We start from the raw sequence: 13078 nt of genomic DNA on the forward strand, positions 1-13078 counted from the left end.
CGAGCCTCGCACCTGCGCCGGCCGAACGTCTAGCCGTTCGCCGGCTTGCCGTTCAGTGTCGACGCGAGCGCGAGCAGCGAGCCGCTCACCGCCATCGACACGACGCCCATCGCCATCCCCTGCCCGATGGAGCCTTGCTCGAACTGCCGCCATACGAAGATCGACACCGTCTGCACGCCGCTGGGCGCGAGCAGCAGCGATGTGACGAGTTCGCGCGACGCGATCGCGAACACGATCATCAGCGAAGCACCGAGCGCGGGCATGACGAGCGGTAGCGTGATGCGTCGCAGGGTGACGCCGGACGACGCGCCGTGCACGCGGGCGGCGGCTTCGAGCGAGGCCGCCGTCTGCCGCAGCGCCGCGCTCGTGTAACGCACCGGGTAGGGCAGCAGCAGGCAGCTGTACGACAGCAGCAAAATGCCCCAGGTGTTGTACGGCGTGACCGGCCAGAACGGCAGGTTCCAGGCGAGGATCAGGCCCACGCCCACCACGATGCCGGGCAAGGCGTGCGGCATGAGCGACAGACCGTCGATCACCGTACGGGCGCGCATCGTCGACTTCACGACACACCATGCGCACAGGAATCCCAGCACCCCGGTGACGAGCGATGTCCCCAGCGCGAGCGACAGGCTGGTGAGCAGCGCGTCGAGACCTTCCGCACCCTGACCGAGCAGTGCCGCGAAGTGCGCCGTCGTCAGGTTCGCCATCGACAGCCCGCCCGAGAGCGTACCGGAGAAGGCCGTTGCCAGAATCGAGAAGAGGGGCGCCGCGGTCGCGAGCAGCGCCATCAGGCCGAAGCCACACAGCACCGGCACGCGCCACGGCCCCAATGCGCGCGGCGGCGAGGCAATCGGCTTGCCCGTCTGCGTCTCGAAGTCCTTGCCCGCCGCCAGCCGATGCTGCAACACAAACGCGAGCAGCGCGATGGCGGCGAGCACGATCGACAGGATCGAAGCGCCGGGCAGGTCGATGGGCCAATCGGCAAAGCGGCCTTCGATGGAGGTCACCAGCACGGGGAAGCCCGCGCGCGCGCCCAGCGCGGCAGGCGCGCCGAATTCTTCGATCGCCATCGTGAACGCCAGCAGCAGACTCGCGGCGAATGCCGGCAGCGCGAGCGGCAGCGTCACGCGTGCGAACGCGCGCCATGCCGACGCCCCATGCACGCGTGCCACGTCCGCGAGCCGCGAGCCGGTGGTGGCCAGCGCGCGCGACACGGCGAAATATACGACAGGGAAGATGTTTAGCGTCATCACGAAGACGAGGCCCGGCAGCGAAAAGAGGAAGCGTCCGGCGTCCATTCCGGCGAGTTGCTGGGCGTAACCGCCCGTTTGCAGCAACAGCATCCAGCCCAGGGCCGCCAGGTACGGCGGCACCAGAAACGGCAGCAGGAAGCACAGATCCCAGAGTCGCGCACCCGGCACGTGGAACAGACCCCGCACCGCGCCCAGCGCTCCGCCGACGAGCGCGGTGCCGAGCGCCACCGACAGCCCGAGCCGCAAGGTGTTGGTCACCAGCGGCCACGTGGTGTCGTGCGAAAGCGTGGGCCAGACGGCGGAGAACGGTTCGCGCAGTGCGGCGAGCGAGCCCTGTGCCAGATGCGGGAAAACCGCCTGCATGAGCACGAACGCGACCGGCAATGCCACCACGACGGCGAGCGCTGCAAGCGTCGCCGTCGGAAGGAGTCGTTGCGATTTCACCGTCAGTGCTGGCCGTTGAGTTTGGCAAAACGCGCCAGCACTTCGGCGCGAGATGCGCTCGACGACTGTGCATCGCCCTGCGGCAGCAGACGGAGATCCTTGAACGACGCACGCTTGATCGCGATGTCCTCGCGCGCCGGAATCAGCCAGGCCTCGGCGACCATCTGCTGGCCTTCTTCCGAGAGCACGTAGTCGATGAACTGACGCGCCTCGTTCTGTTGCTTCGACGTGTTCAGGATCATCATCGGACGCGGCGCGATAACCGTGCCGCTCGTCGGGAAGATCACCTTCACCGCTTCGCCGTTCGCCGCCGCCGCATACGCGACGTAATCGACCGCACCGAACACGGCCGCCTTGGCGCCTTGCAGCACGGGGTTGAGCGCCTGCGCGTTCGGACCGGAGACGACCATGCCGTTGTGCTTCAGATCGTCGAAGAGCTTCCACGCCTCGCCGCCCAGACGCGCCTGCAGGCCCAGCAGCAGGTCGGCCGATGCGCCCGAGAGCGCCGGGTCCGGCATGGTGACGAGATTGCGATAGCTCGGCTTGGTCAGATCGCGCCAGTCGTGCGGCTCGGGCGTGCCCGACTTTGCGTTCCACACGATGCCGAGCGCCGACAGACCCTGTGCGACGTAGTGCGGGGTCTTGAACGGTGCGGGCACGCGCGCGGCGTTGGCGCTCTGAAACGGGGCGAGCCAGCCGCGTTTTTCCAGATCCTGCGCGGTGTCCCACGAGGCCGAAATGAGCACATCGGCTCGCGGGTTGGCCTGTTCGGCCTCGATGCGGGCCATCACCTTGCCGGTCGTGGCCTGAAACACGTCGACCTTGATACCGGTCTTCTTCTCGAAACCCGCGGCGAGCTTCTTGCTCAGATTGCCGGGGCCGGCGGTGTAGACGGTCAGTGCATGCGCGTGTTGCACGCCGACGCTTGCAGCAAAGGCCATGGTGAGTGTCGCGATAATTTTGCGGTGGAGCATTATGGGCTACCTCGTAATACGTTTGTCAACGCGGCCGTGGGCAAGGATCACGATCTGATCGGCCAGCGCCTCGGCTTCGTCGCGGTCGTGCGTCACGTAGACGGCCGTGGTGCCAAGGCGAGAGAGCAGCGCGCCGATGTCGGCGCACAGGCGCGTGCGCAGATCGCGGTCGAGGTTGGAGAGCGGTTCGTCGAAGAGCAGCAGACGGGGCGCCGCAACGATGGCGCGCGCCAGCGCAACGCGCTGTTGCTGCCCGCCGGAGAGCGCTTGCGGACGGCGTGCGCCGAAGCCGGCCAGGCCGACGAGCGCAAGCGCCTCTTCGACGCGCTCGGCACGCTGCGCACGGCCGACCCCGCCACGCATCTCGAGCGGGAATGCCACATTGGCGGCGACCGTCATGTGCGGCCACAGGGCATAGTCCTGGAACACCATGCCGAGCGAGCGCCGCTCGGGCGCGTGGCAGACGGTGTCGCTCGCCACGAGCGTGTCGTCGAAACGGATCTCGCCCGCCGTGGGCGCGAGCAGTCCGGCCAGCAGCTTGAGCAGCGTGCTCTTGCCACAGCCGGAAGGGCCGAGCAGTGCGGTCGTCGTGCCCGCGGGCACATCGAGATCGATGCCGTCGAGCACGCGCACCGCACCAAAGGTCCGGTGCAGTGCGCGCAGCGAGACGGCGACACCCGGCGACATGCCGTTCGACGCGCGCGCCGAAGCGGCATCCATCGCGTCGTTCGATGCCGTCTTCGACATCACGCGCGGGAATGTGCCAGTGCCGCTCGTCATCAGAACGTGTGCTTGATGCCGGCCATCGTACCGAACTGGTTCTTGCCGGCGACCACGTTGCTGCCGAAGCCGTTCAGGCCGAGGTCGGAGCCGTTGCGGTTCACGACGTAACCCAGGTTCACGTAGACGTCGGTACGCTTCGAGAAGCTGTAGTCGGCGCTGACCTGGAACGACAGCGGGTCGCGGTTGGTGCCGTAGAAGTCCTGATACATGGCCGTCGCCGACAGATCGAGCGCGGGCGTGGCGTGCCACGTCGCGCCCAGCCAGTAGTAGCTCGAGGCTTCCACCGGGCTCTTGTTCAGCGCCGAGAGATGGATCGCCTTCGCGTTCAGGTAGCGATAGCCGGCATACAGGTCCACGCGTTGTAGCGAGTATTGCAGCGCGGCCGCGATACGGCGGTCGACGTTGCCTTCGTAGCCGCCGACCTTCGAGGTCATGGCCGCATTCGGCAGCACCGAGCCGCCGTTCTTCTGGTCGTACGCGAGCACGAACGACAGCGGGCCGTTGGCGTAGCGGATGCCGGCGTCGACGACTTGCGCACGGCGGTTGTCGCCCGGCGTCGCGCTGCCGAAGCTCACGTCGTCATAACCCTTCGAATACTGGATCATCGCTTCGAAGCCGCCGAACTTGCCGGTGTAGCGCAGGCTGTTGTCGAGCCGGTCGGAGAACGCGGTGTCCTGCATCTTGATGGCGTACACGGCGTTATTGAGCGGGTTGAACTTGCTCACCCAGTCGAGGAACACGCCGCCCTGACGGCCGATCGTGAAGGTACCGAAAGACGAGTTCGACAGGCCCACGTAGGCCAGACGCCCGAATTCGCGTCCGCCTTGCAGCGATTGCCCGTTGCCGAGGTTGAAGCCGTTTTCGATCAGGAACAGGGCCTTGTTGCCGCCGCCGAGATCTTCGGTGCCCTTGATGCCCCAGCGCGAACCGGCGAGGTTGCCCGAAGTGACGCGCGAGAGGCTGACGGTGTTGCCGGCGCTGTTCTTGTCGGCATTGGTGAGGAATTCGACGCCCGAGTCGATCAGCCCGTAGAGCTGAACGTTGGACTGGGCCAGAGCGGGCATGGGCAGGCTGCTGGCGAACGCCAGGCAGCACCCCGCCGCCGCGATGCGGAAGTTGGGTTTCATTACAGGGTCCTCTTTGGGATTAAATTGAGTCGCCAATGTAAGCGGCCAACATGTCGCGAACGTGACAATCGATCGTCATCCGAAGTACGGATGCGTGGCGTTCGCGACCCATGAGAGAGGACGGCGCAAAGGCAGACGGCCGGCGAGGTGAACGCCGGCCGTCTGCCGTCGGAGAGAGTTCCGGCCTGGCGTCGCGCTACACGACCGACGAGCCGGGCAGGGTGATGGTGAAGCGCGCGCCGCCGAGCGGCGAGGTGCCGACGTCCACGCGCCCGCCGTGCAGCAGCGCGATGCGGCGCACGATGGCCAGCCCCAGGCCGAAGCCGCCGGTGGCGCGATTGCGGCTGCTGTCCAGCCGGTGGAACGGCTCGAAGATGCGCGTTCGCTCGGGCGCGGGCACCCCTTCGCCATCGTCGTCGACGTAGATCATGATGTCGCCGCCTTCGCAGGTCTTCGCGCCGCAGACGATGCGCCGCGTCGTATGACGCATGGCGTTGTTGAGCAGGTTCTGCACGGCGCGCGCGAGCAGCTTGGGCTCGACTTCCACGCAGTCCGCACCCGGCTCGGCGGCGATGTCGAGCGCGATCGAGCGCGCCGCCAGTACTTCGGTGCAGTTCGCGGCGAGGCTGTCGAACATCAGGCGCAGCGATACGGCGTGGCGAGCGGGGGGCGCCGTGATCTGGTCGAGCCGCGCGAGCGAGAGCAATTCGGTGACCAGTTCGTCGAGCTCGCGGATGTCGCCCTTGAGTGCGTTGATGCGCTCCTCGGCGTCAGGCAGGTGCCGGCGTTGCTGCAGGATCTCCAGCCCGAAGTCGAGCCGCGCGATGGGCGTGCGAAGCTCGTGCGAGACCGCATTGATCATGTCCTTCTGCGTCTTGATGGAGCGCTCGATGCGGTCGGCCATCGTGTTGAACACATGCACGAGCGCCGTCAGGCTCGAAAAGCGCGACACGCGCGCCCGAGAGCTGAAGTCGCCTTCGCCGAAGCGGCTCGCGGCGCGATTGAGCGCCTGCACGTCGGTCCAGTACCAGCGCACCCAGGTGAGCACCGCGATCAGCATGAGCAGCGCGAGCAACGCATAGGCCAGATAGTTGATCTGTTTGATGCTCAGATCGGTGCTGCTCGTGGAGGTGAGCACCCATTGCGAGTCGCGAATCCGCATGGCGAATTGATTGCCGTCGGTGTCGATGGCGACGGGCAGCCCCGCTTCGAGGCTCTTGCGCGCATACTCGCGCGGCAGCGGGAAATCCTTGAGCGGTTTGATCTCGAGCTTTTCGTTGCCGCGGGACGTGAACTCGGCCGCGAACGCCGGCCACTCGGCCTCCGGGATCTGGCCCAGCGCCCGGTTGAACATCCAGACGAAGCCGCCGAGCTGCGCTTGCGCCGCGCGGTTCATGGTGTCGTAGAAGACAATGCCGAAGGTGTGAGTGATCAGCAGGATGGCCGCGACCAGCGAAATGCCGACCAGGACGTAGAGCTTCAGAAGGATGCGAAACACGATTCAACTCTCCCACGCGGACGGGCTGAACAGATAACCCCGTCCCCACACGGTCTTGATGCGTTGCGGCTCGCCGTCCGTGTCTTCGAAACGCTTGCGCAAACGGTAGATGCCGACGTCGACCGTGCGGTCGATGCCGTCGAATTCGATGCCCCGCAACTGCTGCAGGATCTCGTCGCGGGTCACCACGCGGCCCGCCCCGCGCGCCAGAATCAGCAGCAGGCTGAATTCGTTGGACTTGAGCTCGACGGGCGCGCCGCGCCAGAACACCGTGCGATCGCGCGGCACGATGCGCAACTGCCCGAACGTGAGCCCGCCTTCGCTTTGCGCGTCGGGCTCGGTCGGCGGCTGCGAGCGGCGCAGCAAGGCACGCAGGCGCGCGAGCAGCAGGCGCGGCTCGACCGGCTTCACGACATAGTCGTCGGCGCCGACTTCCAGACCCGCGACCTGGTCGTAGGTGTCTTCCCGTGCGGTGAGAATGAGAATCGGCGTGGTGCTCACCGCGCGCAACTGGCGACAGATTTCCATCCCGTCCATGCCGGGCAGCATGAGATCGAGGATCACGATATCCGGCACGAACGCGCGAAACTGCTCGATCGCCCGAGCGCCGTTGGCGACGACCATCACTTCGAAGCGGTATGCGTGCAGATATTCGGTGACCAGCGCGGCCAGGCGCGCATCGTCCTCGACCAGTAAGACACGGTACATGGCCGTCTTCCTTTCCTGTTATGTGCCGTGCCGCAACCCAGGCGGCACTCCCGTGAGGCGCATTCTACTGCCCCGCCGCTCCTGCCGGGCGGGCGTTTCAAACCCGCGAACAAATGAAAACATTTGTTAACAATCCTCCTAAATCGCGTAACAGCCACGGCGGCGCTTCGCGCCTACCATGCGTTCAACTTGCCGTACATGCGCAGGTTCTTTCCCCCCTCGAAGACTGAAATTCAACGGATTTTGTAGGAGTGCCATGAAAAGCCGTCACTATTGCCACCATCACCGCCTTCGCCGCTTCGCCTTCGCCGGTGCTGCCGGGCTCGTGCTTGCTGGCGCCGCGTCCCAGGCGCATGCCGTCGATCCGGCGCGCTACAGCGGCATCCAGCCCGACCAGAGCCTGCCCGCGAACAAGCCGGAGAGCGGCTATGAGTTCACCATCGGTGGCGGTGTCGGCGTCTCCCCGCGCTACATGGGCAGCGACGAGTACCGCGCCACGCCCGCCCTCAACCTCGCGCTGCAAACCCCCTTCGGCGTGTTCGTCGGGCTGGGCGGCATCGGCTACCGCCTGGCGCTGCCGGCAGGGTTCTACGTCTCGGCCGCGCTTTCCTACGACGAGGGCCGCAAGGACCGCGCGAAGGGGCTCGATTCCGGCTCGAACAAGCTGCGCGGCATGGGCGACATCAAGGGCTCGGTTCTGACCACCCTGCAGGCCGGCTACGCCATTGGCGATCTGGCCGTCGTGAGCGTGGCCGCCGACATCCCACTGTCCAATCGCGATCGCGGCAACGTCTACCGCTTCGCCGTGGACGGCGAGCTCTACAAGACGGCGACCGACTCGGTGGGGTTGACCGGCACGGCGCACTTCGCGAGCGGCAAATATGCGCAGACGTACTTCGGCGTGACGGCCAACCAGAGCCTGAATTCGGGCTACGGGCAATACGCGGCGGGGGGCGGCCTCTATGGCGTGAGCCTTTCGGCGAACTGGACGCACAAGTTCACCAAGCACTGGAGCACCACCGTTGCCGGCGGCGTCATGCGCTATACGGGCAATGCGTCGAAGAGTCCGATCGTGTTCAACAAGACCAACTACCAGGTCGCCGCGACGCTCGACTACACGTTCTGACGAACGCCGTCGCCGCGCGCATTTCTCCGTATTCGATGTATTGCGAGGCATTGCCATGCGAATTCTCGTCACCGGCAGCACCGGTTTTGTGGGCGGCGCCGTCGTCGCCCAGCTCCTCAAGGACGGGTTCGGGCCATCGCTGCTGCTCCTGGTGCGCGCCCGCACGACCCGCGACGGGCTGGCGCGCGTGTGCGCGGCAATGGATCGCTTTCGCGTGCCGCCCGTGCATCGGCTCACGCTTACGGAGGCAAACATCGTCTGCGGGGATCTGGGACAGCCGGCCAGCTTCGACGACGACGTGCGCATGCGACGCGTGACGCACGTCATCCACGCCGGCGCCATCGCGAGCTTTTCGCCCCATCCGCAGCTCGAGTCGGTCAACGTCACCGGCACGCTCGCGCTCGCGCGTGCCGTGGCCGCGTCGCCCGTATTCGAACGGTTCGTTCACGTGGGCACCGCCATGGCGTGCGGCGACCAGCTGACGGGTGTGGCCGGCGTCGTCGGCGAATCGCATGAACTGGCCTGCGCCGATCACCAGCTCGTGCCGTACACGGCGTCGAAGGCCGAAGCCGAACGACGCCTGCGGCGCGACTGGCCGGGGCTGCCGCTGGTGATCGCGCGGCCATCCATCGTGGTGGGCCACACGCGCCTGGGCTGCGAGCCGTCCGGCAGCATCTTCTGGGTGTTCCGCATGGTGCAGTTGCTCGGTGCGTTTACCTGCGCGCTGGACGACCGGCTGGACGTGGTGCCCGTCGACTTCTGCGCGGATGCACTGATCGATCTGGCGTTCCTGCCGCGCCTGCGGCACGACCTGTATCACGTGTCGGCGGGTGCCGTCAGTGCGCGCACGGTCGGCGAAATCGAGGCCGCCCTGGCCAGGGCGCGCGGTGTGGCGCCGCTGGGCGAGCGCTTCCGCCATATCGGCGACGCGGATATCGAGCGGCTCACGCACCAACTGGGGCACGGCAACGGCCGGCTCATGGCCAAGGCGCTGCGCCGCTACGGCGCCTTCGCCGCGCTCGACTACGTGTTCGACAACCGGCGTCTGCTCGACGAAGGCGTGCGCGCGCCGACGCCGGTCACCGATTACCTGGACGTCTGTGCGCGCTCGTTCGAGGCGACGACGGTCGCCGAGCAGATGGCGTGGGATTTCAAATGAGGCCGTAGGAGGCCGGCCTGACGCGCCGGTCCGGTGGGCCGTGCGACGAGTGCCGCGAGGCGTACGATGGGGTCGCTCTCGCGTGTCACCGCACGGCAGCCGGATCGGCGGCGTCCCCCGCGAAACACTGTTCGAGGAAGCGCTCGGTCGGGCGCGACAGCGCGTCGGCATGCGGCACGAGCGCGGTCAGCAGCCGCTTGAGGCCGTGTGGCGGGTCGATGCGCACGGCTGCCAGCGCGGCGTCCTCATGACGCATCGACATGGCCGAGACGAAGCCCACGCCCATGCCGGCCCGCACCGCCTCCTTGATGCTCTCCACCCCCGCCAGTTCGAGCGCCACGCGCGGCGTGAGACCCGCCACCGAAAACGCGCGCGCGACCAGCGCGCGCACTCCAGAACCCGGTTCGCGCAGAATCAGCGGATAGTCCGCAATGTTCTGCAACGACGCGCCATCGGGCTGTTGCGCGAGCGGATGGTCGGCCCGTGCGATGGCGACGATCTCGTCGTCGCGCCACGGGCGCACGGCAATCTCCGGCGACAGACCCGGCGGCACCGCGCCCTCGATGAAGGCCACATCCAGTCGATCGAGCTGCGCCACGATCTCGCTGGTGTTGCCGTCGACGATGTGCAGTGCCACGGCCGGGTAGCGCTGATGGAAGGCCGCGATCACATAGGGCAGCAGGTAGCTCGCGGGCGTCGTGCTCGCGCCGATGCGCAGCGCTCCGGTTTCCATGCCGCGCAGGCTGTCGCGCAACGCCAGCGCCTGGCGGTAGTCCTGGCGCAGCTTGTTGGCGTACACGGCGACCTGCTCGCCCACGGGCGTCAGCCGGATGCCGCGTCCGTCGCGCCGGTAAAGCGGCTCGCCGAACGACTCCTGAAGCAACCGCAACTGGCCGGAGACCGCCGGCTGCGAGAGGTGCAGCGCCTGTGCCGCGTGGCTGATGTTGCCCAGCTCGGCCACCGTGGCGAACGTCAGCAATTGATCCGGAGTCATGTCGAATTCATCGGCTATGGTGATGATTGGCTCTCATCATAGCCATTATTCGGATGGTTGGCGCGCCGGGTGGTCGTCGAGGGGCGCTCGCCTCGATCCGGCTCAGTCCTCCGATCGCGAGGCGATCAATGCCTGTACCTCGTCCCAGCGGGGTGCGTGGGCGCCCGTGCGTGTGCAGGCGAGGGCGGCGGCCGCCGCCGCGCGGCGCAGATGTTCGACGACGGCCGCGTGCGGTTCGCGCGACAGACTGGCGAGCCATCCGCCGATGGCCGCGTCGCCCGCGCCGACGGTGTCGGCCACTTCCACTTTGTAAGCGGGTTGATCGAGCGTGGTGCCGTCGGCCAGGCGCAACTGCATGCCGCGCTCGCCGTCGGTCAGGAGCACGCCGGCGTGCGGTGCGATGCGGTGGACTTCGGCGAGTGCGTCGGCGTCCGCGTGATCGGGGAAGAGCGCGCGCAGGTCCTCCACCGAGAGCTTGAGCCAGGTGGCCAGTTTCGCCATGCGCGTGAAGGTCGCGAAGTACCCGGGACCCATCAGGTTGCGCAGATTCGGATCGAAGCTGATGGCGACGCCGCGCGCATGAAGGTCTTCGGCCAGCGCGACGAGTCGCGCGGCCAGCGGTTCGCGCACGAGGCTGATGCAGCCGAAGTGCGCGACGCGCGTGGCCTCCCGCCACCCCGGCGGCAGCGCCTGCGGATCGAACGCGAGGTCGGCCGCGCCTTCGCCGAGAAAGAAGTACGCCGGCGGATCGTGACGATGCACGACAGCCACGAGCGGTGGTGCGTCCACCGCCTGCCAGTAGCGCGCATCGAGTCCGGCGTCGCGCGAGAGCGCCAGCAATGCCGTGCCGAACGGCGCATGCGTGCTGATCGCACCGCCATAGCCCGTTGGCACGCCCATCGCGACACAAACGCGCGCGACGTTCCAGCAGGCGCCGCCCGCGCGGCTCACCCATTGGCGGCCATCGCCCCCGGGTTGGCGGATCAGATCGGTGAGGGCTTCGCCGAAGACGACGAGCTTGGGCAAGGGCATGATGGAGGCACCGGAGAATGACGGTCGTCAGCATAACCCGTTGGGTGGGCGCGGAGCGAACGTCGTCAGGCCGACGTGCGCCTCGCGATTCAGTGGCTGCGCAGCAGCAGGGCGATGCCGGCGGCCAGCACCACCAGGTTCACCGCCTTCACGAACTGCTGACGCGAGAGCCGCAGCGTGATGTGCTTGCCCAGCCACATGCCGGCCATCATCGCGGGGATCAGCGAGACGGCGTTCATCAGCATCGGCAGATTGGCGTAGACCCCGGCGAGCAGGAACATGGCGGCGCGCGCGAGGGTGCTGAAGCCGATGAGCGTGGCTTGCGTGACGCGCATCGCTTCCACACGTTCGAGCCGGCTCGTGAGATAGATCGCGTAGACAAAGCCGCCGCTGCCGAACATCGCCCCGAGCATGCCGCCCGCCGCGCCGAACGGAATCGCCCACGTCTGCGAGAGGCGCGATTTCGCGCGCGGCCCGATGAGCGAGAACACGGCATACCCGCAGATGAACCACGCGAGCGCACGCAACAGGACGTCTGGTTGCAGATGCAGCAGCAAGGCGGCACCCGCCAGACTGCCGACGACGATGGCGGGCAGCAGGCGGCGCAGTTCGCCGGTGTCCGCCGCGCGCGCGTTGCGCACGACGCTGCCCGAGGCCGCGCCGAAGTCGAGCAGCGCGAGCATCGGCACGATCTGGGCGACGGGCATCGCGTAAGCGAGCACGGGACTCGCGACCAGCGCCGTGCCGAAGCCGGCGATGCCGAAGATGACATAGGCGACGACGACGGCGGCGCTCATCAGCAACCAGTCGCCGGGCGCGGGCAGGGCGGTGGCGAGTGTGTGAACGAGAGGCGAGGACAGCGAGGCGAGCATGGGACCGACCGGAACGGGGCAATGACGAGGGAGCGCGTGAGCCGCATGGTGCGCGGGATTGCCGTCAGCATAGGGCTGCGGGCGGGCGCGACGCCAATATAGAATGTGGCGATGTTCGATCTCGAAATGGCATGGTCATGGTGTCGCTGCGGCAGTTGCGGTATTTCCTCGAAGTCGTCGACGCGGGTGGATTCAGCGCGGCAGCCGAGCGTCTGTTCGTTGCCCAGTCGGCACTGAGCCGGCAAATCTCCGAGCTTGAACGCGAATTGCAGGCGGTGTTGCTGGAACGCTCGTCGAAGGGCGTGACGCTCACACCCGCCGGCCGCACGTTCGTCGACGAAGCGCGGCGCGTGCTCACCGAGCTCGAAGGCTCGGTCGCGCTTACCCGCAGCGTGGCACGCGGCGAGCAGGGCACCGTGCGCCTAGCGCATTCCAGTTCGGTGCCGTTCGCCGGGCCGCTGCCCGCGGTATTGCGCGCGCATCTTCAAGCCAATCCCGGCGTGAGCGTCGACATCTCGACGCTGTCTTCCGAACAACAGCAGGACGAAGTGGAGGCCGGCCGCATCGACCTGGGGCTGGTGCGGCTGCCCGTGCTGCGTCCCGCGCCGTCGCTCGTTTGCGAACGGATCGCGCTGGAGCGATTGCTGTTGCTCGTGCCTCCCGGGCATACGCTGGCGAGCCGGACGTCGGTGAGCGTGGCGGCGCTGGCTTCGGAGCCGTTCGTCTCGCTGCCGCACCGCGAGCGCGGCGGGCTGAGCTATCGGGTCGCGCAACTGTGTCAGCAGCACGGCTTCTTCCCGAAGGCGGCGGTGGCGACCTCGCGCAAGGTTACGCTCGTCAACCTCGTGGCGGCGGGTTTCGGCGTGGCCATCGTGCCCGAGAGCCTTGCCGCGCTCGTGCAGGCCGACGTGCGACGCGTGGCGCTCGAGGACGAGAACGCGGACAGCGAAGTCGCGCTGCTGCGCCGCCGCGACGCAGGCGACCTCGCGATCGCGCTGGGCGATGCGCTCAGGCAGGGGCTGCGCGGCCCCCTCTAGGCTGCATGTCAGGGCGCCCGGCCTCGCCTCCTGGCCGAGCTCGCGGATCCGGCGGCAACGTAGTAAGTCCC

12 protein-coding genes are annotated in these 13078 nt (G+C 67.6%); 3 read left to right on the forward strand and 9 right to left on the reverse strand.

The genetic code is table 11. The annotated features are described in order from the left end of the window. Positions 1–29 precede the first annotated feature (29 nt). From RO07_RS06020 to RO07_RS06045, 6 genes are all read right to left on the reverse strand, one after another. Positions 30–1697: an ABC transporter permease gene (locus RO07_RS06020; protein WP_039408956.1), complete on the reverse strand. Its 1668-nt coding sequence runs from the start codon at positions 1695–1697 to the stop codon at positions 30–32. Between the two features lie 2 nt (positions 1698–1699). Then, on the reverse strand, positions 1700–2638 hold the full coding sequence (locus tag RO07_RS06025) for an ABC transporter substrate-binding protein (protein WP_039408959.1): 939 nt from the start codon (positions 2636–2638) through the stop codon (positions 1700–1702). A gap of 39 nt (positions 2639–2677) precedes the next feature. Then, positions 2678–3451 carry an ABC transporter ATP-binding protein gene (locus RO07_RS06030; RefSeq protein WP_418303704.1) on the reverse strand — a complete coding sequence of 258 codons (774 nt, stop codon included), beginning with the start codon at positions 3449–3451 and terminating at the stop codon, positions 2678–2680. Continuing rightward, positions 3451–4581 (reverse strand): porin, encoded by a 1131-nt coding sequence (locus tag RO07_RS06035; RefSeq protein ID WP_039408962.1) that lies wholly within the window; start codon positions 4579–4581, stop codon positions 3451–3453. The genes RO07_RS06030 and RO07_RS06035 overlap by 1 nt, the downstream gene beginning before the upstream one ends. 196 nt (positions 4582–4777) lie before the next feature. Continuing rightward, positions 4778–6079 (reverse strand): ATP-binding protein, encoded by a 1302-nt coding sequence (locus tag RO07_RS06040; RefSeq protein WP_039408965.1) that lies wholly within the window; start codon positions 6077–6079, stop codon positions 4778–4780. Between the two features lie 3 nt (positions 6080–6082). Beyond that, on the reverse strand, positions 6083–6787 hold the full coding sequence (locus tag RO07_RS06045) for a response regulator (protein ID WP_039408968.1): 705 nt from the start codon (positions 6785–6787) through the stop codon (positions 6083–6085). 256 nt (positions 6788–7043) lie between these two features. Between RO07_RS06045 and RO07_RS06050 the strand changes: the two genes are divergently transcribed. Then, positions 7044–7913, forward strand: coding sequence for a MipA/OmpV family protein (locus tag RO07_RS06050; RefSeq protein ID WP_052267054.1), 870 nt, complete (start codon positions 7044–7046; stop codon positions 7911–7913). A gap of 55 nt (positions 7914–7968) precedes the next feature. Beyond that, entirely contained in the window at positions 7969–9072 is a 1104-nt protein-coding gene (locus RO07_RS06055) for an SDR family oxidoreductase (RefSeq protein ID WP_052267055.1), read from the forward strand. A gap of 85 nt (positions 9073–9157) precedes the next feature. Here RO07_RS06055 and RO07_RS06060 read toward each other — a convergent pair whose 3' ends face one another. From RO07_RS06060 to RO07_RS06070, 3 genes are all read right to left on the reverse strand, one after another. Next, positions 9158–10066, reverse strand: coding sequence for a LysR family transcriptional regulator (locus RO07_RS06060; protein ID WP_039408975.1), 909 nt, complete (start codon positions 10064–10066; stop codon positions 9158–9160). A 102-nt stretch (positions 10067–10168) separates the two neighbouring features. Continuing rightward, positions 10169–11098: a carbohydrate kinase family protein gene (locus RO07_RS06065; RefSeq protein WP_039408978.1), complete on the reverse strand. Its 930-nt coding sequence runs from the start codon at positions 11096–11098 to the stop codon at positions 10169–10171. Positions 11099–11187: 89 nt separating this feature from the next. Continuing rightward, positions 11188–11970: a sulfite exporter TauE/SafE family protein gene (locus tag RO07_RS06070; RefSeq protein ID WP_052267056.1), complete on the reverse strand. Its 783-nt coding sequence runs from the start codon at positions 11968–11970 to the stop codon at positions 11188–11190. Between the two features lie 131 nt (positions 11971–12101). On the opposite strand from RO07_RS06070, the gene RO07_RS06075 reads away from it, so the two are divergent. Then, positions 12102–13007, forward strand: coding sequence for a LysR family transcriptional regulator (locus tag RO07_RS06075; RefSeq protein ID WP_218026544.1), 906 nt, complete (start codon positions 12102–12104; stop codon positions 13005–13007). The last annotated feature ends 71 nt before the right edge of the window (positions 13008–13078 follow it).

It is taken from the genome of Pandoraea pulmonicola, assembly GCF_000815105.2.
Taxonomy (GTDB): domain Bacteria; phylum Pseudomonadota; class Gammaproteobacteria; order Burkholderiales; family Burkholderiaceae; genus Pandoraea; species Pandoraea pulmonicola.